Genomic DNA, 21,835 nt, shown 5'->3' on the forward strand with positions numbered 1-21,835 from the left:
GGGGACACGCACATGCCGAGCAGTGGCCGTCACGTCACCATGCTCACCGAAGGCACCTATCCGCACGTCCACGGGGGAGTCAGCACCTGGTGCGACCAACTCGTCCGGGGCATGCCCGAGGTCGACTTCTCCGTACTCTCGCTCACCGGCAGCGGCCGCGAGCCGGTCGGCTGGGAGCTGCCGCCCAACGTCCGCCGCCACACCGCCTTCCCGCTCTGGGGACCCACGCAGGGGCCGGCCCCGCGCCGGCCGCTCGTGGGGCGCGAGCGCCGCCGCTTCGTCGACACGTACGAGCGCTTCCTGCTCTCGCTCCTCGACCCGGCGGCGGGCTGCGACTTCGGCGAGGGCCTGTACGCGCTGGCCGCGCTCGCCCGGCGCGGCCGGCTCACCGCCGCGCTGCGCACCGAGGCGGTGCTGCGCTCCCTGATGTGGATCTGGTCCATGCCGCACCTGCCGACGGCCGCGGCCCGGCCCACCGTCCACGACGCCCTCACCGCCACCGACCTGATGGAACACGCACTGCGCCCGCTCGCCGCCCGGATATCCCCGGACGGCGTCGCGCACGCCGTCTCCAGCGGCCTCGCGACGCTGCCCGCGCTCGCCGCCCAGCACTTCGAGGGCGTGCCGTTCCTCCTCACGGAACACGGCATCTACCTGCGGGAGCGCTACCTCGGCTACCGCACCGAGGCGCAGAGCTGGCCGGTCAAGGCGCTGCTGCTCGCCTTCTACCGGGAGCTCAACACGCTGGGCTACCGCAAGGCCCGTCTGATCACCCCCTGCAACCAGTACAACCGGCGCTGGGAGGAGCGCGGCGGCGCGCCCGCCGAGCGCATCCGGACCGTCTACAACGGCGTCGACCCGCACGCGTTCCCGTACGCCGGGCCCGAGCCGGAGACGCCCACGCTGAGCTGGGCCGGCCGGATCGACCCCATCAAGGACCTGGCGACGCTGATCCGGGCGTACGCCATCGCCCGCGCCGAACTCCCCGAGCTGCGGCTGCGGTTGTTCGGCCCGGTGCCGGCCGGCGGCGAGGACTACCGGACCCGGCTGGAGAAGCTCGCCGCGGAACTGGGCGTGGCGGACGGCATCACGTACGAGGGCCGGGTCTCCGACGTGGCCCGCGCGTACGCCGCCGGGAACGTCGTGATGCTCTCCTCGATCAGCGAGGGCTTTCCCTTCTCGCTGATCGAAGCCATGTCCTGCGGCCGGGCCACCGTCTCGACGGACGTCGGCGGGGTCCGCGAGGCGGTCGGCGACACCGGCCTCGTCGTCCCGCCGCGGGAGCCCGCGGTGATGGCCGCGGCGGTCGTGGACCTGCTGCGGGACGACGCGCGGCGCGCCGAACTCGGGCGCCGGGCGCGGCAGCGCGTCGTCGACCGGTTCACCCTGCACCGTTCGGTGGACGGCTTCCGGAACATCTACCGCGAGCTGACCGGCGAACCACCCGTCCCGGAGGCCCCGGCGGCCGACTGGACGGTCCGCCTCACCGACCCCTGGCGCCAGGAACTCGTCGGCGGAGGCACCCTGTCATGAGCGGCTCCCTCTGGCTGAAGCCAGGCGCGACCCAGGACACCCTCCCGTCGATCCCGCGCCCCCGACGCGTCGCGACGCCCGGCGCCGAAGCCGCGGACGGACCACGGGCCGACGCCGAGCCGGGGCACCCCGCCGCCGCGGCGGCGTGCGGCGTGCCTGCCGGCGGCTCGTCCCGTGCCGACGGCGTGGGTTGCGTGCACGGTCCGTGCGCCGACGACGGCTCGTCCCGCGCCCACGGGTCCCGTGGCGGCGAAGACGCCGGACTCGCCGAGGATCCGCTCGACGAACTCGCCGATCGGCTGCACGCGTTGGCGGCCGTTGCCGTGCATCCCGACGAGATCGCCGCGATCCTCGAGTCCGACGGCATGACCGACGAGCACATCCGGCTCACCTACGGACGCCCCGACTCCTTCGCGCTCGCCGAGGACCTCTACGCGCGGGTCGAGCGCCGGCACCCCACGGCCGCCGCCGCGGCGCCCGCGCCGTGGCACGCCGGGCTCGGCGGGTGCCTGCTGCGCGGGCTGGTGTTCGCGCTGCCGGGGCTCGCGTACGTGCTCGGCGCGCCGCTGCTCGCCGGGCCGCCCGGCCGGTTCGGGCTGCCCTCGGGGACGGTGCCGCTGCTCGCCGGGGCGGTCGCCGGCTGGGTGTGGAACCAGGCGCTGTCCCACCGGGCGTACACCTGGCTCGGCCTCGGCGACCGGCCCGCCGCCGTGCGGACGCTGCTCACCGGCGCGCCCGCCGGGGCGCTGGCCGGCACGGTCGTGGCGGTCGCCGTGACCGGTCCGGGGGAGTGGTCGGCGGCCGCGTTCGCGGCCGGGCAGGCGCTCTACCTGGCCGCGGCGACCGTGCTGCTCGTCCTCGGTCGCGAACGGGCCCTGCTGTACGCGCTGTCACCCCTCGCCGGGGCCGGCTTCGCCTTCCGGTACGACCTGCCGGACGCGCTCCGGATCGCGCTGCTGCTCGCCTCCCTCGCCGCGACGGCCGCCTTCGCGGCCGTCGTGCTGCTGCCGGCCGCCGCACCCGAACCGTCCGGCGGCGCGCACCGCCGCGCCGGGCCGTCGCTCGCCGCGTCCCTGCCGTACGGTCTGTTCGGCCTCGGCACCGGCCTGTTGGTGCTGTACGCGGCCGTCGGCGACGTCCTCGCCTCGGCCGGCCCGGCCGACCTGGTGGCGGCCCCCTCGGCGGTCGCGCTCACCCTCTCGATGGGCCCGGCCGAGTGGCTGCTGCACCGGTTCCGCGGCGAGAGCAGGGCCGGACTGCGGGTCACCACCACCGCCCGCGCCTTCCGCCGCACCGCCGCGACCACCCTCGCGCTCTGCCTCACCGGCTACCTCGTCGTGCTGTTGGCGCTCGCCGTCGCCGGCACCCTGGCCTGGCCGGGCGCCGGCCCGCCCGACGCCCCGCGGACGGTGTCGCTGTTGTTGGTCGGCGTCGTGCTCTGGCTGGGGCTGCTGCTCCAGGCCTTCGGCGCCGTCCTGAGCGCCGCCCTGGTCTGCCTGCTCGCCGCCGCCGCGCAGATCACCGCCCCCGCGGCCGGCCCGGCCATCACCGCGACCGCCGCCGCCGTGCTCGCCGTCCTGAGCTGTGCTCTGCTGGTACGGCCGACGGCTCACCGGGCGTGAGGGGGCCTCTTGCCGAGCGGACGAACCCGCGCTGCCCGGCCCGCACCCGCCCGGCCCGCACCCGCCCCGCACGCGGACACCCGACGCACCCCGGGCGCGGGACGGCCCGCGCCCACCCCCGTTCCGCACGACACCCCTGGGGGATTCCGATCGTGACCCCGTCCCTCCTCGTCCCGTTCTACGAGCACCCCGCCGAGCGCCCCGACGCCTGGGGCGCGCTGCTCGCCGCCGCGCCCCGGCTGTACGGGGTGGTGCTCAACCCGGCGAACGGCCCCGGCACCGCGCCCGATCCGGCCTTCGCCGACATCGCGGCGCGGCTGCGCGCGGCCCGGGTGCGGGTGCTCGGGTACACCGACACGGACTACGGGCGCCGCCCGCACGCCGAGGTCGCCGCCGATCTGCTGCGGCACCGCGACTGGTACGGGACCGACGGCGCGTTCCTCGACCAGGTGCCGACCGCGCCGGAGGCCGTCCCGCACGTCCACCGCCTCGCCGTGGCCGCCCGCGCCGCCGGGGCCGGGACGCTGGTGCTCAACCACGGGGCCCAGCCGCACCCCTCGTACGCGCCGCTCGCCGACCTGCTCGTCACCTTCGAGGGCCCGTGGGACACCTACCGGGACCTCGATCTGCCGGCCGGCGACCGGTACTGCCACCTCGTGTACGCCGCCCCCGCGGACGCCCGGGTCACCTCGCGCGTGCAGTGCTCCGTACCGGGGGCAGGGGCGCATCCGTGGGGCACGCTGCCGCACGCCCTGGAGGCCGCCCGGTGAGACGTTTCCTCGCCCTGCTCACCGTCCTGCTGCTCGCGCTGACCGCCTGCACCTCCGCCCCGGACGACGACCGGTCGGACGACCGCTCCGGCGGTCGCTCCGGGGACCGCTGGCAGCCGGCGCCCGGCCTCGCCTGGCAGTGGCAGCTCAGCGGCAGGCTGGATCCGGCCGTGGACGCCCCCGTGTACGACATCGACGGCTTCGACCACCCCGCCTCCGCCGTCGCGGACCTGCACCGGCGCGGCCGCAAGGTGATCTGCTATCTGTCCACCGGTGCCTGGGAGGAATTCCGCCCGGACGCCGAGAAGTTCCCCGCGTCCCTGCTCGGCCGCAGCAACGGCTGGCCGGGCGAGCGCTGGCTCGACATCCGCCGCACCGACCTCCTCGAACCGCTGATGGCCGCCCGGATCGACATGTGCCGCGCCAAGGGTTTCGACGCGGTCGAGCCGGACAACATGGACGGCTACGCGAACCGCACCGGCTTTCCGCTCACCGCGGCCGACCAGCTCCGCTACAACCGCCTGATCGCCCGGTTGGCCCACGACCGCGGACTCGCGGTCGGCCTGAAGAACGACCTCGACCAGATCCCCGCCCTGCTCCTTGACTTCGACTTCGCGGTCAACGAGCAGTGCGCCGAGTACGCCGAGTGCGAGCGGCTCACCCCGTTCGTCCGGGCGGGCAAGGCCGTCTTCCACGTCGAGTACGAGCTGGAGACCGGGGAGTTCTGTCCCGAGGCCCGCAGGCTGGGCATGAGTTCGATGCTGAAGAAGTACGAGCTGGGGGCCTGGCGCCGGCCCTGCTAGGCCGTGTCCGTAAAGTTGTTGGCTCGTTACTCCGTTTGTGGTGCGTCGACATGAACTGACGGATGAGTCGTGGGCGTTGATCGCTCCGTTGCTGGCGCCGGGCCGTATGGGCCGGCCCGTGCGGGACCGGCGCCAGGTGGTCAACGGGATCCTTTGGAAGCTGTCCACCGGGGCCGCCTGGCGTGACCTGCCCGAGCGGTACGGGCCGTGGAAGACGGTCTACGAACGCTTCCGGCACTGGTCCGCCGACGGCACCTGGGACCGGCTGCTGGCCCACGTCCAGCAGCACTCCGACGCCGTCGGGACCGTCGACTGGTCGATCGTCTGCGTGGACTCGACCACGGTCCGCGCGCATCAGCATGCGGCCGGGGCCCGAAAAGGGGGCCCTGGGAAGGCGAGGCACTCGGCCGATCACGCGGCGGGCTGACCAGCAAGATCCACCTGGCCTGCGACGGCCAGGGCCGGCCACTGGCCTTCACCCTGACCGGCGGGAACGTCAACGACTGCACCCAGTTCGAGGCGGTCATGGACCGGATCCGCGTCGCCCGGCCGGGGCCCGGCAGGCCCCGGACCCGGCCCCAGCGCGTGGTCGCAGACAAGGGCTACTCGGCCCGCAAGATCCGGGCCTACCTGAGGCGACGCGGGATCGCCTGCACGATCCCGGAGCGGATCGACCAGATCAACGGGCGCATCCGCCGCGGCGAGACACGCTGCCGCCTCGACCGGACCGCCTACCGGCGCCGCAACGTTGTCGAACGCTGTTTCAGCCGGCTCAAGCAGAACCGGGCCCTGGCCACCCGCTACGACAAACGCGCCGTCCACTACCAAGCCATGGTCACCCTCGCCTGCCTCCGACTCTGGCTCCCATGACTTTCCGGACACGACCTAGGGCCGCCGCTCCGGCGCTAACCCAGCGTCAGCGCCACCAGCGCCGCGGTCGCCGCCGTCTCCTCCACCGCGCCGAACACGTCGCCGGTCACCCCGCCGAAGCGGGCCACGCAGCGGCGCAGCAGCAGCGCCGCCACGCCGAGGGCGGCGGCGGCCGCGAGGACGTGGCGCAGGGCGTCGTACGGGGAGAACAGCGCACCGGCGGCGGCGCAGCCGGCCAGGACCACGCCGGTCAGCGCGGCGGCCGGGCCGGCCGGCACCGTGCTCGCGACCATCGCGCCGAGGCCCTCCGGCCGGGCGGCCGGAACGCCGGAGCGCGAGGCGTGGGTGAGGGCGAGGCGGGCGACCGCCGCCGCGACGACGGCGGCGACCGTGCCCCGCGCCCAGCCCTCGGCGTACAACGAGGCCAGCGCCGCGACCTGGGCGAGCAGCGTGAAGAGCAGGGTGATCACGCCGAACGGGCCGATGTCCGACTGCTTCATGATGCGCAGCGCGTCCTCGGCGGGCTTGCCGCTGCCGAGTCCGTCCGCGGTGTCCGCGAGCCCGTCGAGGTGCAGGCCGCGGGTCAGCAGCGCGGGGACGGCGGCCGAGGCGACGGCGGCGAGCAGCGGGCCGGAGCCGAGCAGCAGGAACACGCCGCCGAGCGCGCCCGCGAGGAGCCCGACCACCAGCCCGGCGAGCGGGGCGCAGAGCATGCCGGCCCGTGCCGCGTCCCGGTCCCAGCGGGTCACACGGGCGGGGAGCACGGTGAGCGTGCCGAAGGCGAACCGGATGCCGTCCATGCGCGGCACAGTAGCCGCCGCCCCCGACCGGTAAGTTACGCATACCGCATGAACCGTACGGATACCGGGCGAAAGGGTAGAGGGTGGCATGGGTCACTGGTTCTACATCAACATCGTCGAGCCGGGGAAGCTGCCGCTCTTCCTCGCTCTCGGCTCCTTCGTCCTGACCTTTCTGATCACCCGGACGATCACCAGGATGATCCGGGCCGGCAAGGGGCCGTTCCGCAACGTCTCCGGCGCCGGCGGGGTGCACATCCACCACGTCGTCCCGGGCGTCGTGCTCACGATCGTCGGCGGCTTCGGCGCGGTCGCCACCGGCCGGGAGGGCGTCGCGCCCTGCGTGTTCGCGGTCGTCTTCGGCATGGGGGCGGGCCTCGTCCTCGACGAGTTCGCGCTGATCCTGCACCTGGACGACGTGTACTGGAGCGACGACGGACGCAAGAGCGTCGAGGTCGTCGTGCTCACCGCGTCCCTGGTGATGCTCACCCTGGCCGGCTTCTCGCCGCTCGGCGTCAACGAGCTCACCAGCGACGAGCGAGAGAACCGCGCCGCCTTCGTGCTCTCCCTGGTGGTGAACTTCCTCTTCGTGCTCGTCGCCCTGTTCAAGGGCAAGTTCCGGATGGCCGTCGTCGGCACCCTGGTGCCGTTCGTGGCGATCGTCGGCGCCCTCCGGCTGGCCCGCCCGGGCTCGCTGTGGGCCCGCAAGGCGTACGCCAAGCGGCCGAAGGCCCGGGCCCGGGCGGGACTGCGCGCGTTCCACCACGACAAGCGGTGGAACAAGGCCGTCCGCCGCTTCCAGGACGTGGTCGGCGGCTTCCAGGAGCGGGCCTCCCGCTAGCGGCCGCTCAGCGTCCGCTCTCCAGGTGCTTGCGGTGCAGCCACTTCGGCAGGCCGGGGGCCTCCAGGAAGCCCTCGGCGCGGCCCGCCGCGAGGCCGATGCGCAGCAGGTCGGCGCTCTTCTCGAAGAGCATGAAGCGGGGTTCCCAGATGGGCCGGTACTTGGCGTTGGCGCGGTACAGCGACTCGATCTGCCACCACCGGGAGAAGAAGCTCAGCAGCGAACGCCACAGCCGCAGCACCGGACCGGCGCCGAGCCTCGAGCCGCGCTCGAAGACCGACCGGAACATCGCGAAGTTCAGCGAGACCTGCGTGGTCCCGATCTCCTTCGCGCGCTGCAGGAGTTCGATGACCATGAACTCCATCAGGCCGTTCTCGGAGTCCCGGTCACGCCGCATCAGGTCCAGCGACAGGCCCTCGGGGCCCCAGGGCACGAACGACAGCACGGCCCGCAGGTCGCCGTTGCCGTCCGTGCACTCCAGCATCACGCAGCGCCCGTCGGCCGGATCGCCCAGCCTCCCCAGCGCCATCGAGAAGCCACGCTCGGTCGCCCCGTCCCGCCAGTCGTCCGCCCTGGCCAGCAGCACGGCCATCTCCTCGGCCGGGATGTCCTCGTGGCGCCGGATCCGGACCTCGTACCCGGCCCGCTTGACCCGGTTGTACGCCTGCCGGACGGTGCGCATGGCGCGGCCCTCCAAGGTGAACTCGGCCGTGTCGACGATCGCCTCGTCGCCCAGCTCCAGCGCGTCCAGGCCGTGCCGGGCGTAGATCGTGCCGGCCTCCTCGCTCGCGCCCATCACGGCCGGGATCCAGCCGTGCTCGCGGGCCTCCGCCAGCCACGGCTCGATCGCGCCGGGCCAGGCCTCCGGGTCGCCGATCGGGTCGCCGGAGGCGAGCGAGACGCCGCCGACCACCCGGTAGGCGACGGCGGCCTTCTCGCTCGGGGACCACACGACGCTCTTCTCGCGGCGCAGCGCGAAGTAGCCGAGCGAGTCCCGGTCGCCGTGCTTGTCGAGGAGCATCCGCAGCCGGTGCTCGTCCTCGTCGGTGAGCGGGTCCACGGCCCGGCGGGAGCGGAACGCGGCGAACAGCACCGCGAACAGGAGCAGCGTGGACATCACGTTGATGGTGACGTCGACCCAGCCGGGGGTGGAGATGGCGGGGAAGCGGGAGTCGTCCGCGGCGAGGGTGACCAGCCGCATCACGCCGTACCGCCAGCGCTCCAGGAAGGTGGAGGGGCCGGTGGCCGTGTTGGTCCAGGTGACCAGGAGGGCGGCGAGGAGCGAGGTGACGAGCAGGCCGCCGACCGCGACGGCCGCGGCGAGCAGCGGGTTGGAGCGGTCGCCCTTCGCGTAGAACTCCTTGCGGCCGAGCAGCAGGGCGACGACGAAGGCCGCGGTCAGGCCCAGCGAGATCCAGTTCTGGGCGTGCTGCCGGATCTCCGGGAAGATCATCGCCAGTGCGAAGAGCAGCAGGAACAGGCCGCTGAGCACGATGTTGAGGATCCAGGCGGCGCGTTTGCGGCGGCGCATGGTGACGGCGAGGAAGAGCGTGAACGCCCCGGACGCGAAGCCGGCGGTGAGCAGGTACGGGGTGAAGTAGTCGTCCGTGTTGTGCCGGCGGAGGTCCTGGCCGAGCGAGACCCAGACCGCGCTCAGGAAGTTGACGAACGTGACGGCGCGCAGGTACCAGACGGCGAACGCTGCGCTGCGGCGCGAGCGGGCCGTGCCGCGGGGCCTTCCTTCGGTGGACAAGCGGACCTCTCCCATGAAAAGCGACTATATGGGGCGTCGCTGGTCATGGCGGGGTGCCGCAGCGGCCCGCCACGCGGATGCGCGACGGGCGTGTGCGGGCACCTGATCAGCCCTTCGGCTCGGCTTCCGTCTCGTCCTGCTGCTCCGGAGTGGTCGGCTCCGGCTCGGGCTCCGGCTCGGGAGCCGGACGCTCCGGCAGCTCGGCGGCGAGCGCCGCGGCGGCCTGGACGAGGGGAAGTGCGAGCAACGCCCCGGTTCCCTCACCCACACGGACGCCGTGGTCGAGCAGCGGGTTGAGCGCCATCCGGTCCAGTGCCTTCGCCTGTGCCGGCTCGCCGGTCAGCTGGCCGGCCAGCCACCAGTCGGGCGAGCGGAACGCGGCCCGCTGCGCGACGAGGGCGCAGGCCGCGGAGACCACGCCGTCCAGGATCACCGGGGTCCGGCGCACGGCGCTCTGCAGCAGGAAGCCGGTCGTCGCGGCGAGGTCGGGGCCGCCGACGGTCGCGAGCAGCGCGAGCTGGTCGCCGAGGACGGGGCGGGCGCGGCGCAGCGCGTCGCGGATCGCCGCGCACTTGCGCATCCACGCCAGGTCGTCGATGCCCGCGCCGCCGCGGCCGGTGACGACGGAGGCGTCCGTGCCGCAGAGCGCGGCGACGAGGGTCGAGGCGGGCGTGGTGCCGCCCACGCTCAGATCGCCGAGCACGACGAGATCGGTGCCGGAGTCGGCCTCCTCGTCGGCGATCGCGATGCCGAGCTCCATGGCGGCGATCGCCTCGTCGGCGGTCATCGCGTCCTCGACGTCGATCCGCCCGGTGCCGCGGCGCACGCGGCGCCGTACGACCTCGGCGGGCAGCAGCTCCGGGTCGCAGTCGACGCCCGCGTCGACGACCCGCACCGGAACGTTCATGCGCCGGGCGAGCACGGAGACGGGACTGGCGCCCTCCAGCACGGCCCGGACGAGCTCGTACGCACCCACGGCCTCCCGCCCGGACACCCCGAGCGAGGCCACCCCGTGGTCGCCCGCGAAGAGCACGACCCTCGGCCGCTCGACGGCTCGGACCGGGACCGAGTGCTGCGCGGCGGCCAGCCACTCGCCCAACTCGTCCAGCCGCCCGAGCGCCCCGACGGCCACGCCCAGCCGCTCGCGCCGCTCCTCGGCGTCACGCCGTATCCCCCCGTCGGGGCGCTCGATCAGATCGGAGAAGTCGTCCAGGTTCAAGGGTCCGCCTTGTGACGTCATCGATTTCAGGTCCGTCCCGGAACAATATCGCCGCCCCCACCCCACACGAGCCGCCAGCCCGCTCGCCACCCACGACCAGAACCGGCTCCCCAGGCTGGGCGCCGTGCCCGGGCGCCCCTCACCAGGCCAGGGGCTCCCCCCGGCACCGCGTCCGCAGGCGCCGGCGGCGTGGGGCCGCGCCGGCTCGCGGCGCGTGCCCGGGTGCCCCTCATCGGGCCAGGGGGGCTCTGCCCCGGCGCCGCCTCCGCCGCGCGTGCCCCGCCCCCACCTCGGGGCGCAGCGGCGCACGACGTGCGCAGGCTCCCGCCCGGGGCGGGTGTTCGCGCCGCGGAGCCGGCGCGGCGGGGGGTCGGGGGCGGAGCCCTCGGTCTCGTCAGAGTTTCGGGGAGCGGCGGGGTGGGGGAGCCCGACCCGGCCGGAGGCCGGAGCCGGGGCTCGGCCGGGGCCGGCCCGCGCCGGCCCGCGCCGGGCCGCGGCGTACGGCGGCGTCAGCCGCGCGGCACCAGCGACAGGGCCGCTCCGCGCCGGGCCGCGGCGTCAGTCGCGCAGTACCAGGGCCTGGCCCGCCGCCACCAGCAGGACCTGCTCGCACTCGTCGGCGAACGCGGCGTTCAGGCGCCCCAGTTCGTCGCGGAAGCGGCGGCCCGCCGCTGTCGCGGGGACCACGCCCGAGCCGACCTCGTTGGTGACCGCGACGACCGTCCGCCGCGTCGCCCGGACCGCGGCGACCAGCTCGTCGATCCGCCTGCGCAGCGACTCCCGGCCGCCGGACGCCCACCGCTCGTCGTCCCACGCGTCGACCCGGTCCATCGCGTCCGTCAGCCACAGCGCGAGGCAGTCGATCAGCAGCGCCGGACCCTCCCCGGCCAGCAGCGGGACGAGGTCGCAGGTCTCGGCGGTCCGCCAGGAGCCCGGCCGGCGCTCCCGGTGCGCGCCGATCCGCTCCGCCCACTCCGGGTCGCCCTCCCGCGTCCCGCCGGTGGCCACGTACAGCACCTCCGGGAACGCCTCCAGACGTCGTTCCGCCTCCAGCGACTTCCCCGACCGCGCCCCTCCCGTCACCAGCGTGCGTCGCGGCACCTCCGGGACCTCGCGGTACAGGCCGACCGTCAGCGTCGTCCCGTCCGGCACCGCCCGCGCCCCCGCCGCCGCGAGCTGCCGGTCCAGCTCCGGGCCGGGCGGCACGTCGTGGTCCAGGTGGACCGCGACCACGTCCGTCGCCGGTCCGACCGCCCCCGACGCCCGCAGCCGCGCCAGCGCGTCCGGGCGCCCGGTCACGTCGCCGACGACCGTGTCGTACGGCGGCCGGCCGTGGTCCGGCAGCCCCGCCGGCGCGCCCCCCGGCGGCAGGTAGAGCAGCCGCTCCCCGTCCGGCGAGGTCACCTCGTACCCCGTTCCGGGCGAGTCCATCGACACCGCCCGCACCCGGTGCCCGCTGATCAGCGTCAGCTCCCGTCCGTCCGGCACCCGGCCCGCCGTGGGCAGGCCGGGCGGCAGCTCGACCGCCGGCCCGTCGTGCGGGTGCGTCAGCAGCACCTGGCGTACACCCGCCAGCGAGTGCCCCGATCGCGCCGCGGCCAGCGCCGCCCCGGGGGTCAGGTCGAGCAGCAGCGCCCCGTCGATGAGCAGCGCGGTGGCGGCCCGCGCGTACGGACCGCGGGAGACGGCGCAGCGGGCGCAGGGGCAGTCGGGGCGGGGGAGCCCCTCGGGGGCTCCGGTGCCGAGCAGAGTCAGTTCCACGGTCACGATCCTCCCGCGTCCCCTCCGCGCGTGCGCGCCCGGCTACGCTGCGGGCAGGAAACCGATCATCCGGTGAGCTCCGGGAGGCGCACATGGCATGGACGTGGCGGTTCGAGAAGGCCGACGGCACCGAGGTCGAGCCCTCGGTCGTACCCGAGGAGTTCACGACCCAGGGGGACGCCGAGTCCTGGATCGGTGAGGTCTGGAAGGACCTCCTGGCGGGCGGCGCCGACCAGGTCGTCCTGTTCGAGGACGCGACGAAGATCTACGGCCCGATGCCGCTGAACGCGGAGGGCTAGCGGAGCCCGCGGTCGACCGGGGGTGGTCGCGACACGCGACCACCCCCGGCGCCGTGGAGAAGGACGGGGCTACTGGCCCCGCACCCCGCACAGGTGGAGCAGCGCCGCGATCCCCCGGTACGGGTCGGTGCGGCCCGCGCGGTCCTCGGCCGCCAGCAGGCGTTCCAGCTCGTCCGCGGCCGGCAGCCCGGCCTCGTGCGGCACGCCGTCGGTGAAGACGCGGACGCCGTACCAGGCGTGCAGCGGCGCCGCGATGCCCGCCAGCGTCGCCGTCACGGAGCCCAGCCGGTCCGCGCGCACCTTCGTGCCGTGCCGGTCCGGGTACGTGTCCGAGTCGAAGCCCGCGAGCGCGCCCGGCCAGTCCCCGGCGAGCCCCGGCCGCATGGCCAGGGCGTCCGCGTTCCGTACGACCAGGGAGAGCAGACCGCCCGGCGCCAGCATCCTGGCCAGGCCGGCGAGCAGCCCGTCCGGTTCGGGCACGTACATCAGGACGCCGTGGCAGAGCACCACGTCGAAGCTGCCCGGCAGGAAGTGCACGCCGGTGTCGCGGCCGTCGCCCTCGATCAGCCGGACCCGCTCGCGGATCCCGGCCGGCTCGGTGGCCAGCGACTCACGGGCCGACTTCAGCAGCTCCGGGTCCGACTCCAGGCCGGTCACCGTGTGACCGGCCCGCGCGAGCCGCAGCGCCTGGGCGCCCTGACCCATGCCGACGTCGAGGATCCGCAGCCGCTGCCCCACGGGGTAGCGGGCGGCTATCTGCTCGTCGAGCTGGCGCGCGATCAGCTCGTGCCGGACCGCTTCGCGCAGGCCGGGCAGGCCGACGCGGCCCGGGACACCCGGGACACCCGGTACGACCGGGCCCGGCTCCGGCTGCAATGCCTCCGTGCTCAGGGCCGCTCTCCGCGCTTGACCTGCGGCTTCGGCAACCGCAGACGGCGCATCTGGAGCGTGCGCATCAGGCCGTACGCGACAGCGCCGCGCTTCGGCTCGTTCGGGAAGCGCTCGTTCAGCTGCTTGCGCAGCCGGATCGTGAGACCGATCGAGTCGATCACGATCATGACGATGACGCCGAGCCACAGCACCAGCGAGATCTGCTGCAGGTTGCCGGCCCGGATCATCGACAGGACGAGGATGACCACCGCCATCGGCAGGAAGAACTCCGCGACGGCGAAGCGCGAGTCGACGAAGTCACGCACGAAGCGGCGGACCGGACCCTTGTCGCGGGCGGGCAGGTACCGCTCGTCTCCGGTCGCGAGGGCCTCGCGCTGCTTGGCCATGTCCGTGCGGCGCGCCTCGCGCTGCCGGCGCATGGCGTCCTTGCGGTCCAGCGGTGCTGTCTGCGCGCGGCGGCGCTGGGACTGGGCGTCACTCCGCTTCGGGGTCGGGCGGCCCTTCGGGGCCTCGGGGTCGCGGGGCTGCTTGGAGAGGTCCGCCGTCACCTGGTCGGTGGGGGCCTTCTCATCCTTCGAACGGCTACGGAACACATTGCCAGGGTACGTGGTGGCAGGCATGGACCACAGTGCGGGCGGGAACGATCCGCTAACGGCCTGCGTCTGGATGGACGAGGCCGGACGCCGTACACGGTCCCCCGAGGTCCATCTACTCCCTGGGCCGGAGACGGGCGGTGCGCAGTCGTCCTTGGGGAGGAGCGCATCCGGCCCCGAACAGTGCGGTAATGGAGGCAGGAACCGTACTGTGGGTTCTGTTGGAGTGCTTGAGCCGAGTCCGTCAGAAGGGGGCGCGCGAAGCCCATGAGCGGTGTGATGAAGCGTATGGGGATGATCTTCCGCGCGAAGGCAAACAAGGCCCTTGACCGGGCCGAGGATCCGCGCGAGACCCTCGATTACTCCTACCAGAAGCAGCTGGAGCTCCTGCAGAAGGTGCGCCGGGGCGTCGCGGACGTCGCGACCTCGCGCAAGCGCCTTGAACTGCAGCTGAACCAGCTCCAGGGCCAGTCCGCCAAGCTGGAGGACCAGGGCCGCAAGGCGCTGGCGCTCGGCCGCGAGGACCTGGCCCGCGAGGCGCTGTCCCGCCGGGCGGCGCTCCAGCAGCAGGTCTCCGACCTCGAGGTGCAGCACCAGACGCTGCAGGGCGAGGAGGAGAAGCTGACGCTGGCCGCGCAGCGGCTGCAGGCCAAGGTCGACGCCTTCCGCACGAAGAAGGAGACGATCAAGGCCACGTACACCGCGGCCCAGGCGCAGACCCGCATCGCGGAGTCGTTCTCCGGCATCTCGGAGGAGATGAGCGACGTCGGCGTGGCGATCCAGCGCGCCGAGGACAAGACCGCCCAGCTGCAGGCGCGGGCGGGCGCGATCGACGAGCTGCTGGCCTCCGGTGCCCTGGACGACCACTCCGGGCTCGCCAAGGACGACATCCAGGCCGAGCTGGACCGCCTGTCGGGCGGTACGGACGTCGAGCTGGAGCTCCAGCGGATGAAGGCCGAGCTGGCCGGCGGCCCGTCCGCCTCGCAGCAGGCGATCGAGGGCGGTACGCAGGACCAGGCGCAGTCCCAGTCCTCGCAGCAGTCCTCCCACCCGAGGTTCGACAAGCAGTAGCCCCGACTCGCAGTAAGGACGCGTCATGATCGTAAGGATCATGGGGGAGGGCCAGTGGGAAGTGGCGGACAGCCGCTTTCCCGAGCTCAACAAGCTCGACGACGAACTGCTCGAAGAGATGGAGGGCGGCGACGAGGAGGGCTTTCGCCGCACTCTGGGCGCGCTGCTCGACGCGATCCGCCAGCTCGGCGAACCGCTCCCCGACGACGCGCTCGAACCCTCCGAACTGATCCTTCCGGCACCCGACGCCACGCTCGAAGAGGTCCGCGAGTTGCTCTCGGACAACGGGCTGATCCCGGGCTGACACCGGGCCGAGCCGACCGGGCACCGCACTCCGACGGCCCCGGCGCCCCACAAGGGTGCCGGGGCCGCCCGCGTCCGGGCCTGCCCCCCGGGCCCGGCACCCCGTACCGTTGCTCGACGTGACGTCCATCGGTAGCGGGCTGTCCCGGAGTCGGGACTGGCTCCGCGCGCATCCCCTCGCCTTCGACGCGGGCCTCGCCGTGGCCGTGCTCGTCTGCATGGTCACCGGGTCCTTCGCCGACCCGCACGGCGGGCCCAACGGGCCCACCTTCGGCAATCGCACCCCCGACGCCACCAGCGTCGCGTTCATGGTGCTCGGGGCCGCCGTGCTCGTGCTGCGGCGGCGCGACCCGCGGACCGTGCTCGCGGCCACCGTCGGCATCACCCTGATCGAGCTGGTCGTCGACGACCCGCCCGCGCCCGTCGCGATGAGCGCCGTCATCGCGCTCTACACGGTCGCCGCGACCACGGACCGGCCCACCACCTGGCGCGTCGGCCTGCTCACCATGACCGTGCTGACCGCCGCCGCGATGTTCTTCGGCAAGACCCCCTGGTACACCCAGGAGAACCTGGGGATCTTCGCCTGGACCGGGATGGCGTCCGCCGCAGGCGACGCGGTCCGCAGCCGCCGGGCCTTCATCAACGCCATCCGCGAGCGCGCCGAACGCGCCGAACGCACCCGCGAGGAGGAGGCCCGGCGGCGGGTCGCCGAGGAGCGGCTCCGGATCGCCCGCGACCTGCACGACGTCGTCGCCCACCACATCGCCCTGGTCAACGTGCAGGCCGGAGTCGCCGCGCACGTCATGGACAAGCGCCCCGACCAGGCCAAGGAGGCCCTCGCGCACGTCCGGGACGCCAGCCGGTCCGCGCTCAACGAGCTGCGCGCCACGGTCGGGCTGCTCCGCCAGTCCGGCGACCCGGAGGCGCCCACCGAACCGGCCCCCGGCCTCGGCGTCCTCGACGAACTCCTGGACACCTTCCGCAACGCGGGCCTGCCCGTCGAGGTGGCCCGCGCCGACGAGGACGGCGCGCTGCCCGCGGCCGTCGACCTCGCCGCGTACCGGATCATCCAGGAGGCGCTCACCAACGTCCGCAAGCACGCCGGGCCGGACGCCAAGGCCGAGGTCAGCGTCGTCCGGGTGGGCCGCACCGTCGAGGTCACCGTCCTCGACAACGGCGCCCCCGGCCCCGTGCCCGCGGTGCACGACACCGGCGGCCACGGCCTCGTCGGCATGCGCGAGCGCGTCACCGCGCTCGGCGGGACGCTCACCGCGGCCCCCCGGTACGGCGGCGGCTTCCGGGTGCAGGCGATACTGCCGGTGACGGTCCGCACGCGGGAGGACGCATGACCATCCGGGTACTGCTCGCCGACGACCAGGCCCTGCTCCGCAGCGCCTTCAAGGTGCTGGTGGACTCCGAGCCCGACATGGAGGTCGTGGCCGAGGCCGCCGACGGCGCGGAGGCGGTCGCGCTCGCCCGTTCCGCCGGGGCCGACGTCGTCCTGATGGACATCCGGATGCCCGGCACCGACGGCCTCGCCGCGACCCGCATGATCACCGCCGACCCGGAGCTGTCCGCGGTCCGGATCGTCATGCTGACCACCTTCGAGGTGGACGAGTACGTGGTGCAGTCGCTGCGCGCCGGCGCGTCCGGCTTCCTCGGCAAGGGCGCCGAGCCGGAGGAACTGCTCAACGCCATCCGGATCGCGGCGGCCGGCGAGGCGCTGCTGTCCCCGGCCGCGACCAAGGGGCTGATCGCCAAGTTCCTCGCGCAGGGCGGCGGTTCGGACCCGGGCGACGGGCCCGGCGCGCACTCCGAGCGGCTCTCCGCCCTCACCACCCGGGAGCGCGAGGTGCTCGTCCTCGTCGCGGGCGGCCACTCGAACGACGAGATCGCCGACCGGCTGGAGGTCAGCCCGCTCACGGTCAAGACGCATGTGAACCGGGCGATGGCCAAGCTGGGCGCCCGCGACCGGGCGCAATTGGTGGTAACCGCGTACGAATCGGGCCTGGTACGTCCAAGGGTGGAGTAGCCCGAACCCCCGGCGTACTCCGAACGCGGTATGCGCGGCATAAAGGATCTGGACCTGGGACCGACGGAACGGCCCGCTCCGTGGCGGAGGGTATAGGCGGGCGGTACCTGACTGAGCTCTTCGGGCGGGGCGCCCGCTTCCTGCGTACGTACGCCACAGAAGAGAGACCCCATGTCCTGGCTGTCCAGATTCAGCCTCGCGCAACGGGCCCTTATAGGCCTGATGTCGATCGTCGCGATCGTCTTCGGGGCGATCGCCATCCCGCAGCTGAAGCAGCAGCTGCTGCCGTCCATCGAGCTGCCGATGGTGTCGGTCCTCGCTCCCTACCAGGGCGCGTCCCCCGACGTGGTCGAGAAGCAGGTCGTCGAACCGCTCGAGAACACCCTGAAGGCCGTCGACGGCATCAAGGGCATCACGGCCACCGCCTCCGAGGGCAACGCCGTCATCATGGCCACCTTCGACTACGGCGACGAGGGCACCAAGCAGCTCGTCGCCGACGTCCAGCAGGCCGTCAACCGCGCCCGGATCGCGCTGCCCGACTCCGTCGACCCGCAGGTCGTGGCCGGGTCGACCGACGACATCCCGACCGTCGTCCTCGCCGTCACCTCCGACAAGGACCAGCAGGCGCTGGCCGACCAGCTCCAGCGCACGGTCGTCCCGACCCTGGAGGACATCGACGGCGTCGGCCAGGTCTCCGTCGACGGCGTCCAGGACGTCCAGGTCTCCGTCACCCCCGACGACGCGAAGCTCGCGGCGGCCGGCCTCAACGCCATGACCCTCGCCGAGGCGATCAAGGCCGGCGGCGGGACGATCCCGGCGGGCTCCTTCTCCGAGGCCGGCAAGAGCCGCACGGTCCAGGTCGGCGGCGGGTTCACCTCGCTCCAGCAGATCCAGGACCTGCGCATCGCCCCGCAGCCCGGCGCCGGCGCCTCCGGCAAGCCGGCGAAGCCGGTCCGGCTCGGCGACGTGGCCACCGTGAAGCAGGAGGAGTCCACGCGGGTCTCCATCACCCGCACCAACGGCAAGCCCAGCCTCGCCGTGATGGCCACCATGGACAAGGACGGCAGCGCCGTCGCCATCTCCGAGGCCGTCCAGGACAAGCTCCCCGAGCTGCGCAAGGACCTCGGCGCGGGCGCCGAGCTGACCGTCGTCTCCGACCAGGGCCCGGCGGTCTCCAAGTCCATCTCCGGTCTGACCACCGAGGGCGCGCTCGGCCTGCTCTTCGCGGTCATCGTGATCCTGGTGTTCCTCGCCTCGCTGCGCTCCACCCTGGTCACCGCGGTCTCCATCCCGCTGTCCGTGGTGCTCGCGCTGATCGTGCTGTGGACCCGCGACCTGTCGCTCAACATGCTGACCCTGGGCGCGCTCACCATCGCCATCGGCCGGGTCGTCGACGACTCGATCGTGGTCCTGGAGAACATCAAGCGGCACCTCGGCTACGGCGAGGAGCGCCAGGCGGCGATCCTCACCGCGGTCCGCGAGGTGGCCGGCGCGGTCACCTCCTCCACGCTCACCACCGTCGCCGTGTTCCTGCCGATCGGCCTGGTCGGCGGCATGGTCGGCGAGCTGTTCGGCTCGTTCAGCCTCACCGTGACGGCCGCGCTGCTCGCCTCGCTGCTCGTCTCCCTGACCGTCGTCCCGGTTCTCTCGTACTGGTTCCTGCGCGCGCCCAAGGGCACGTCCGAGGACCCGGACGAGGCCCGCCGGGTCGCCGAGGAGAAGGAGAGCCGCAGCCGCCTCCAGCGGCTGTACGTCCCGGTCCTGCGGTTCGCGACCCGCCGCCGCCTCACCAGCGTGGCGATCGCGATCGTCGTCCTGGTCGGCACCTTCGGCATGGCCCCGCTCCTGAAGACCAACTTCTTCGACCAGGGCGAGCAGGAGATCCTCTCCGTCAAGCAGGAGCTGGCCCCCGGCACCAGCCTGGCCGCCGCCGACGAGGCGGCGAAGAAGGTCGAGAAGGTCCTCGCCTCCACCGAGGGCGTCAAGGACTACCAGGTCACCGTCGGCTCGTCCGGCTTCATGGCCGCCTTCGGCGGCGGCACCGGCGCCAACCAGGCCTCGTACCAGGTGAAGCTGGCGGACTCGGCCTCGTACGAGAAGGTCCGCGACGCGATCGACGCCGAGCTGGCGAAGCTCGACGGCATCGGCGACACCACCATCGCGGCCGGCGACGGCTTCGGCAGCCAGGACCTCAGCGTGGTCGTGAAGGCCGGCGACGCCGACGTCCTGAAGAAGGCCTCCGAGGCGGTCCGCGGCGAGGTCGCGAAGCTCGACGACGTCACCGACGTCCAGAGCGACCTGGCGCAGTCCGTGCCGCGGATCTCCGTCAAGGCGACCCCGAAGGCGGCCGAGGCCGGCTTCAACGACACCACGCTCGGCCTGGCCGTGGCGCAGGCGGTGCGCGGCACCCCGGCCGGCAAGGCGATCCTGGACGACACCGAGCGCGAGGTCGTCATCACCGCGGCGAAGCCCGCGAAGACGATGGCGGAGCTGAAGGCGTTGCCGCTCGGCCCGGTGAAGCTCGGCGACATCGCCGAGGTGAAGCTGGTCCCCGGCCCGGTCTCGATGACCCGGATCGACGGCGCCCGCGCCGCGACGATCACGGCGAAGCCGACCGGCGACAACACCGGCGCGGTCAGCGCCGAACTCCAGTCGAAGATCAACGCGCTCGACCTGCCGGAGGGCGCCACGGCGTCCATCGGCGGTGTCTCCGAGGACCAGTCGGACGCGTTCCTCCAGCTGGGTCTGGCGATGCTCGCGGCGATCGCGATCGTCTTCATGCTGCTGGTCGCGACCTTCAAGTCGCTGATCCAGCCGCTGATCCTGCTGGTCTCCATCCCGTTCGCGGCGACCGGCGCGCTCGGTCTGCTGGTGATCACCGGCACCGCGATGGGTGTCCCGGCGATGATCGGCATGCTGATGCTGATCGGCATCGTGGTCACCAACGCGATCGTGCTGATCGACCTGATCAACCAGTACCGGGCGCAGGGCCTGGGCGTCGTCGAGGCGGTCGTCGAGGGCGGCCGGCACCGGCTCCGCCCGATCCTGATGACGGCCCTGGCGACGATCTTCGCGCTGCTCCCGATGGCGCTCGGCGTCACCGGCGAGGGCGGGTTCATCGCCCAGCCGCTGGCGGTGGTCGTGATCGGCGGCCTGGTCACCTCGACCCTGCTGACCCTGCTGCTCGTGCCGACGCTCTATGCGATGGTCGAGCTCCGCAAGGAGCGCCGGGCGAAGAAGAAGGCCGCGAAGCGCGCGAAGCGGGACGGCGTCCCGGAGCAGCCGACGGAGGCGAACACGGACACGGACACGTCGCTCCTGGACGCGCTCGACGTCTGACCCGCCCCCGGGCCACGCACCACGAAAGGGGCGGCCCCCGCGCATCGCGCGGGGGGCCGCCCCTTTTCGTGCCGGTCGCCGCTACGGCAGCGCCAGCATGCGCTCCAGGGCGAGCTTCGCGAAGCTCTCCGTCTCCTTGTCGACCTCGATCCGGTTGACGAGGTTGCCCTCGGCGAGCGACTCCAGCGCCCACACCAGGTGCGGCAGGTCGATCCGGTTCATGGTCGAGCAGAAGCACACCGTCTTGTCGAGGAAGACGACTTCCTTGTCCTCCGCGGCGAAACGGTTCGCCAGGCGCTTGACCAGGTTCAGCTCGGTGCCGATCGCCCACTTCGAGCCGGCCGGGGCCGCCTCCAGGGTCTTGATGATGTACTCCGTCGAGCCCACGTAGTCAGCCGCGGCGACGACCTCGTGCTTGCACTCCGGGTGGACCAGGACGTTCACGCCCGGGACCCGCTCGCGGACGTCGTTGACCGAGTCCAGCGAGAAGCGGCCGTGCACCGAGCAGTGGCCGCGCCACAGGATCATCTTCGCGGCGCGCAGCTCGTCGGCGGTCAGACCGCCGTTCGGCTTGTGCGGGTTGTAGACGACGCAGTCGTCCAGGGACATGCCCATGTCGCGGACGGCGGTGTTCCGGCCCAGGTGCTGGTCGGGCAGGAAGAGCACCTTCTCGCCCTGCTCGAAGGCCCAGTCGAGCGCCTTCTTCGCGTTGGAGGAGGTGCAGATGGTGCCGCCGTGCTTGCCGGTGAACGCCTTGATGTCGGCCGAGGAGTTCATGTACGAGACGGGAACGACGACGTCGGCGATGCCGGCCTCGGTCAGCACGTCCCAGCACTCGGCGACCTGCTCGGCGGTGGCCATGTCGGCCATGGAGCAGCCGGCCGCGAGGTCGGGCAGGACGACCTTCTGCTCGTCGCCGGTCAGGATGTCGGCCGACTCGGCCATGAAGTGCACACCGCAGAAGACGATGTACTCGGCCTCCGGACGGGCCGCCGCGTCGCGCGCCAGCTTGAAGGAGTCACCGGTGACATCGGCGAACTGGATGACCTCGTCACGCTGGTAGTGGTGGCCGAGGACGAAGACCTTGTCGCCGAGCTTCTCCTTGGCCGCGCGGGCGCGCGCCACCAGGTCCGGGTCGGACGGCGAGGGCAGGTCACCGGGACACTCCACACCGCGCTCGCTCTTCGGGTCGGCCTCACGGCCGAGCAGGAGGAGAGCGAGCGGCGTCGGCTGGACATCCAGGGGCTGGGCGGTGGTCACGTCACACACCCTTTCTTTTCTGCGGACTTTTCTGCGGAGACGCTTTTCGTCGAAATGACGCTATCTATCATAACCGCT

General features: G+C 73.3%; 18 protein-coding genes and 1 pseudogene. 12 read left to right on the top strand and 7 right to left on the bottom strand.

What is annotated here, in order from left to right; all coding sequences use genetic code 11:
* Positions 1–12: 12 nt before the first annotated feature.
* The 5 genes and pseudogenes from pelF (at position 13) to R2D22_RS26815 (ending at position 5,598) form a co-directional block, all read left to right on the top strand.
* Positions 13–1,533: a GT4 family glycosyltransferase PelF gene (gene pelF, locus R2D22_RS26795; protein ID WP_318107239.1), complete on the top strand. Its 1,521-nt coding sequence runs from the start codon at positions 13–15 to the stop codon at positions 1,531–1,533.
* Positions 1,530–3,155: a hypothetical protein gene (locus R2D22_RS26800; RefSeq protein ID WP_318107240.1), complete on the top strand. Its 1,626-nt coding sequence runs from the start codon at positions 1,530–1,532 to the stop codon at positions 3,153–3,155. The genes pelF and R2D22_RS26800 overlap by 4 nt, the downstream gene beginning before the upstream one ends.
* Before the next feature lie 152 nt (positions 3,156–3,307).
* The gene (locus tag R2D22_RS26805) at positions 3,308–3,925 is read left to right on the top strand and encodes a spherulation-specific family 4 protein (protein ID WP_318107241.1); all 618 of its coding nucleotides are present in this window, start codon (positions 3,308–3,310) and stop codon (positions 3,923–3,925) included.
* Positions 3,922–4,728 (top strand): endo alpha-1,4 polygalactosaminidase, encoded by an 807-nt coding sequence (locus R2D22_RS26810; RefSeq protein ID WP_318107242.1) that lies wholly within the window; start codon positions 3,922–3,924, stop codon positions 4,726–4,728. The genes R2D22_RS26805 and R2D22_RS26810 overlap by 4 nt, the downstream gene beginning before the upstream one ends.
* 37 nt (positions 4,729–4,765) lie before the next feature.
* A pseudogene (locus R2D22_RS26815) lies at positions 4,766–5,598 on the top strand (IS5 family transposase).
* Between the two features lie 35 nt (positions 5,599–5,633).
* Here R2D22_RS26815 and R2D22_RS26820 read toward each other — a convergent pair.
* On the bottom strand, positions 5,634–6,398 hold the full coding sequence (locus tag R2D22_RS26820; protein ID WP_318107243.1) for an adenosylcobinamide-GDP ribazoletransferase: 765 nt from the start codon (positions 6,396–6,398) through the stop codon (positions 5,634–5,636).
* 88 nt (positions 6,399–6,486) lie between these two features.
* On the opposite strand from R2D22_RS26820, the gene R2D22_RS26825 reads away from it, so the two are divergent.
* A complete protein-coding gene (locus R2D22_RS26825) occupies positions 6,487–7,236 on the top strand; it encodes a hypothetical protein (RefSeq protein ID WP_318107244.1) in 750 nt (249 codons plus the stop codon).
* A 7-nt stretch (positions 7,237–7,243) separates the two neighbouring features.
* On the opposite strand, the gene R2D22_RS26830 is transcribed toward R2D22_RS26825, so the two are convergent.
* From R2D22_RS26830 to R2D22_RS26840, 3 genes are all read right to left on the bottom strand, one after another.
* The gene (locus R2D22_RS26830) at positions 7,244–9,004 is read right to left on the bottom strand and encodes a phosphatidylglycerol lysyltransferase domain-containing protein (protein ID WP_318107245.1); all 1,761 of its coding nucleotides are present in this window, start codon (positions 9,002–9,004) and stop codon (positions 7,244–7,246) included.
* Positions 9,005–9,095: 91 nt separating this feature from the next.
* On the bottom strand, positions 9,096–10,208 hold the full coding sequence (gene cobT / locus R2D22_RS26835) for a nicotinate-nucleotide--dimethylbenzimidazole phosphoribosyltransferase (RefSeq protein WP_318107246.1): 1,113 nt from the start codon (positions 10,206–10,208) through the stop codon (positions 9,096–9,098).
* 558 nt (positions 10,209–10,766) lie between these two features.
* Complete coding sequence (locus tag R2D22_RS26840) at positions 10,767–11,969, bottom strand: bifunctional adenosylcobinamide kinase/adenosylcobinamide-phosphate guanylyltransferase (protein WP_318107247.1); 1,203 nt, start codon at positions 11,967–11,969, stop codon at positions 10,767–10,769.
* Between the two features lie 92 nt (positions 11,970–12,061).
* Between R2D22_RS26840 and R2D22_RS26845 the strand changes: the two genes are divergently transcribed.
* Positions 12,062–12,268: a hypothetical protein gene (locus R2D22_RS26845; RefSeq protein ID WP_318107248.1), complete on the top strand. Its 207-nt coding sequence runs from the start codon at positions 12,062–12,064 to the stop codon at positions 12,266–12,268.
* A 69-nt stretch (positions 12,269–12,337) separates the two neighbouring features.
* Here the strand turns inward: R2D22_RS26845 and R2D22_RS26850 are convergent, their stop codons facing one another.
* Both R2D22_RS26850 and R2D22_RS26855 read right to left on the bottom strand, forming a co-directional pair.
* The gene (locus R2D22_RS26850) at positions 12,338–13,084 is read right to left on the bottom strand and encodes a class I SAM-dependent methyltransferase (protein ID WP_411977167.1); all 747 of its coding nucleotides are present in this window, start codon (positions 13,082–13,084) and stop codon (positions 12,338–12,340) included.
* 71 nt (positions 13,085–13,155) lie between these two features.
* The gene (locus tag R2D22_RS26855) at positions 13,156–13,752 is read right to left on the bottom strand and encodes a DUF3043 domain-containing protein (RefSeq protein WP_318107249.1); all 597 of its coding nucleotides are present in this window, start codon (positions 13,750–13,752) and stop codon (positions 13,156–13,158) included.
* A gap of 267 nt (positions 13,753–14,019) precedes the next feature.
* On the opposite strand from R2D22_RS26855, the gene R2D22_RS26860 reads away from it, so the two are divergent.
* From R2D22_RS26860 to R2D22_RS26880, 5 genes are all read left to right on the top strand, one after another.
* A complete protein-coding gene (locus R2D22_RS26860; RefSeq protein ID WP_318107250.1) occupies positions 14,020–14,823 on the top strand; it encodes a PspA/IM30 family protein in 804 nt (267 codons plus the stop codon).
* Between the two features lie 25 nt (positions 14,824–14,848).
* Positions 14,849–15,127: a PspA-associated protein PspAA gene (pspAA, locus tag R2D22_RS26865; RefSeq protein WP_318107251.1), complete on the top strand. Its 279-nt coding sequence runs from the start codon at positions 14,849–14,851 to the stop codon at positions 15,125–15,127.
* 109 nt (positions 15,128–15,236) lie between these two features.
* Positions 15,237–16,475, top strand: coding sequence for a sensor histidine kinase (locus R2D22_RS26870; protein WP_318107252.1), 1,239 nt, complete (start codon positions 15,237–15,239; stop codon positions 16,473–16,475).
* Entirely contained in the window at positions 16,472–17,158 is a 687-nt protein-coding gene (locus R2D22_RS26875; RefSeq protein WP_318107253.1) for a response regulator, read from the top strand. Before R2D22_RS26870 ends, R2D22_RS26875 begins: the two co-directional genes overlap by 4 nt.
* Before the next feature lie 171 nt (positions 17,159–17,329).
* On the top strand, positions 17,330–20,497 hold the full coding sequence (locus R2D22_RS26880) for an efflux RND transporter permease subunit (RefSeq protein WP_318107254.1): 3,168 nt from the start codon (positions 17,330–17,332) through the stop codon (positions 20,495–20,497).
* Between the two features lie 81 nt (positions 20,498–20,578).
* On the opposite strand, the gene nadA is transcribed toward R2D22_RS26880, so the two are convergent.
* The gene (nadA, locus tag R2D22_RS26885) at positions 20,579–21,757 is read right to left on the bottom strand and encodes a quinolinate synthase NadA (RefSeq protein WP_318107255.1); all 1,179 of its coding nucleotides are present in this window, start codon (positions 21,755–21,757) and stop codon (positions 20,579–20,581) included.
* Positions 21,758–21,835: the final 78 nt, after the last annotated feature.

This window comes from Streptomyces sp. HUAS YS2 (genome assembly GCF_033343995.1).
Taxonomy (GTDB): domain Bacteria; phylum Actinomycetota; class Actinomycetes; order Streptomycetales; family Streptomycetaceae; genus Streptomyces; species Streptomyces solicathayae.

Coding starts and splice junctions, on each gene's coding strand:
- pelF (WP_318107239.1), top strand. CDS start 13: ATGCCGAGCAGTGGCCGTCACGTCACCATGCTCACCGAAGGCACCTAT.
- R2D22_RS26800 (WP_318107240.1), top strand. CDS start 1,530: ATGAGCGGCTCCCTCTGGCTGAAGCCAGGCGCGACCCAGGACACCCTC.
- R2D22_RS26820 (WP_318107243.1), bottom strand. CDS start 6,398: ATGGACGGCATCCGGTTCGCCTTCGGCACGCTCACCGTGCTCCCCGCC.
- R2D22_RS26825 (WP_318107244.1), top strand. CDS start 6,487: ATGGGTCACTGGTTCTACATCAACATCGTCGAGCCGGGGAAGCTGCCG.
- R2D22_RS26830 (WP_318107245.1), bottom strand. CDS start 9,004: ATGGGAGAGGTCCGCTTGTCCACCGAAGGAAGGCCCCGCGGCACGGCC.
- R2D22_RS26845 (WP_318107248.1), top strand. CDS start 12,062: ATGGCATGGACGTGGCGGTTCGAGAAGGCCGACGGCACCGAGGTCGAG.
- R2D22_RS26860 (WP_318107250.1), top strand. CDS start 14,020: ATGAGCGGTGTGATGAAGCGTATGGGGATGATCTTCCGCGCGAAGGCA.
- pspAA (WP_318107251.1), top strand. CDS start 14,849: ATGATCGTAAGGATCATGGGGGAGGGCCAGTGGGAAGTGGCGGACAGC.
- R2D22_RS26875 (WP_318107253.1), top strand. CDS start 16,472: ATGACCATCCGGGTACTGCTCGCCGACGACCAGGCCCTGCTCCGCAGC.
- R2D22_RS26880 (WP_318107254.1), top strand. CDS start 17,330: ATGTCCTGGCTGTCCAGATTCAGCCTCGCGCAACGGGCCCTTATAGGC.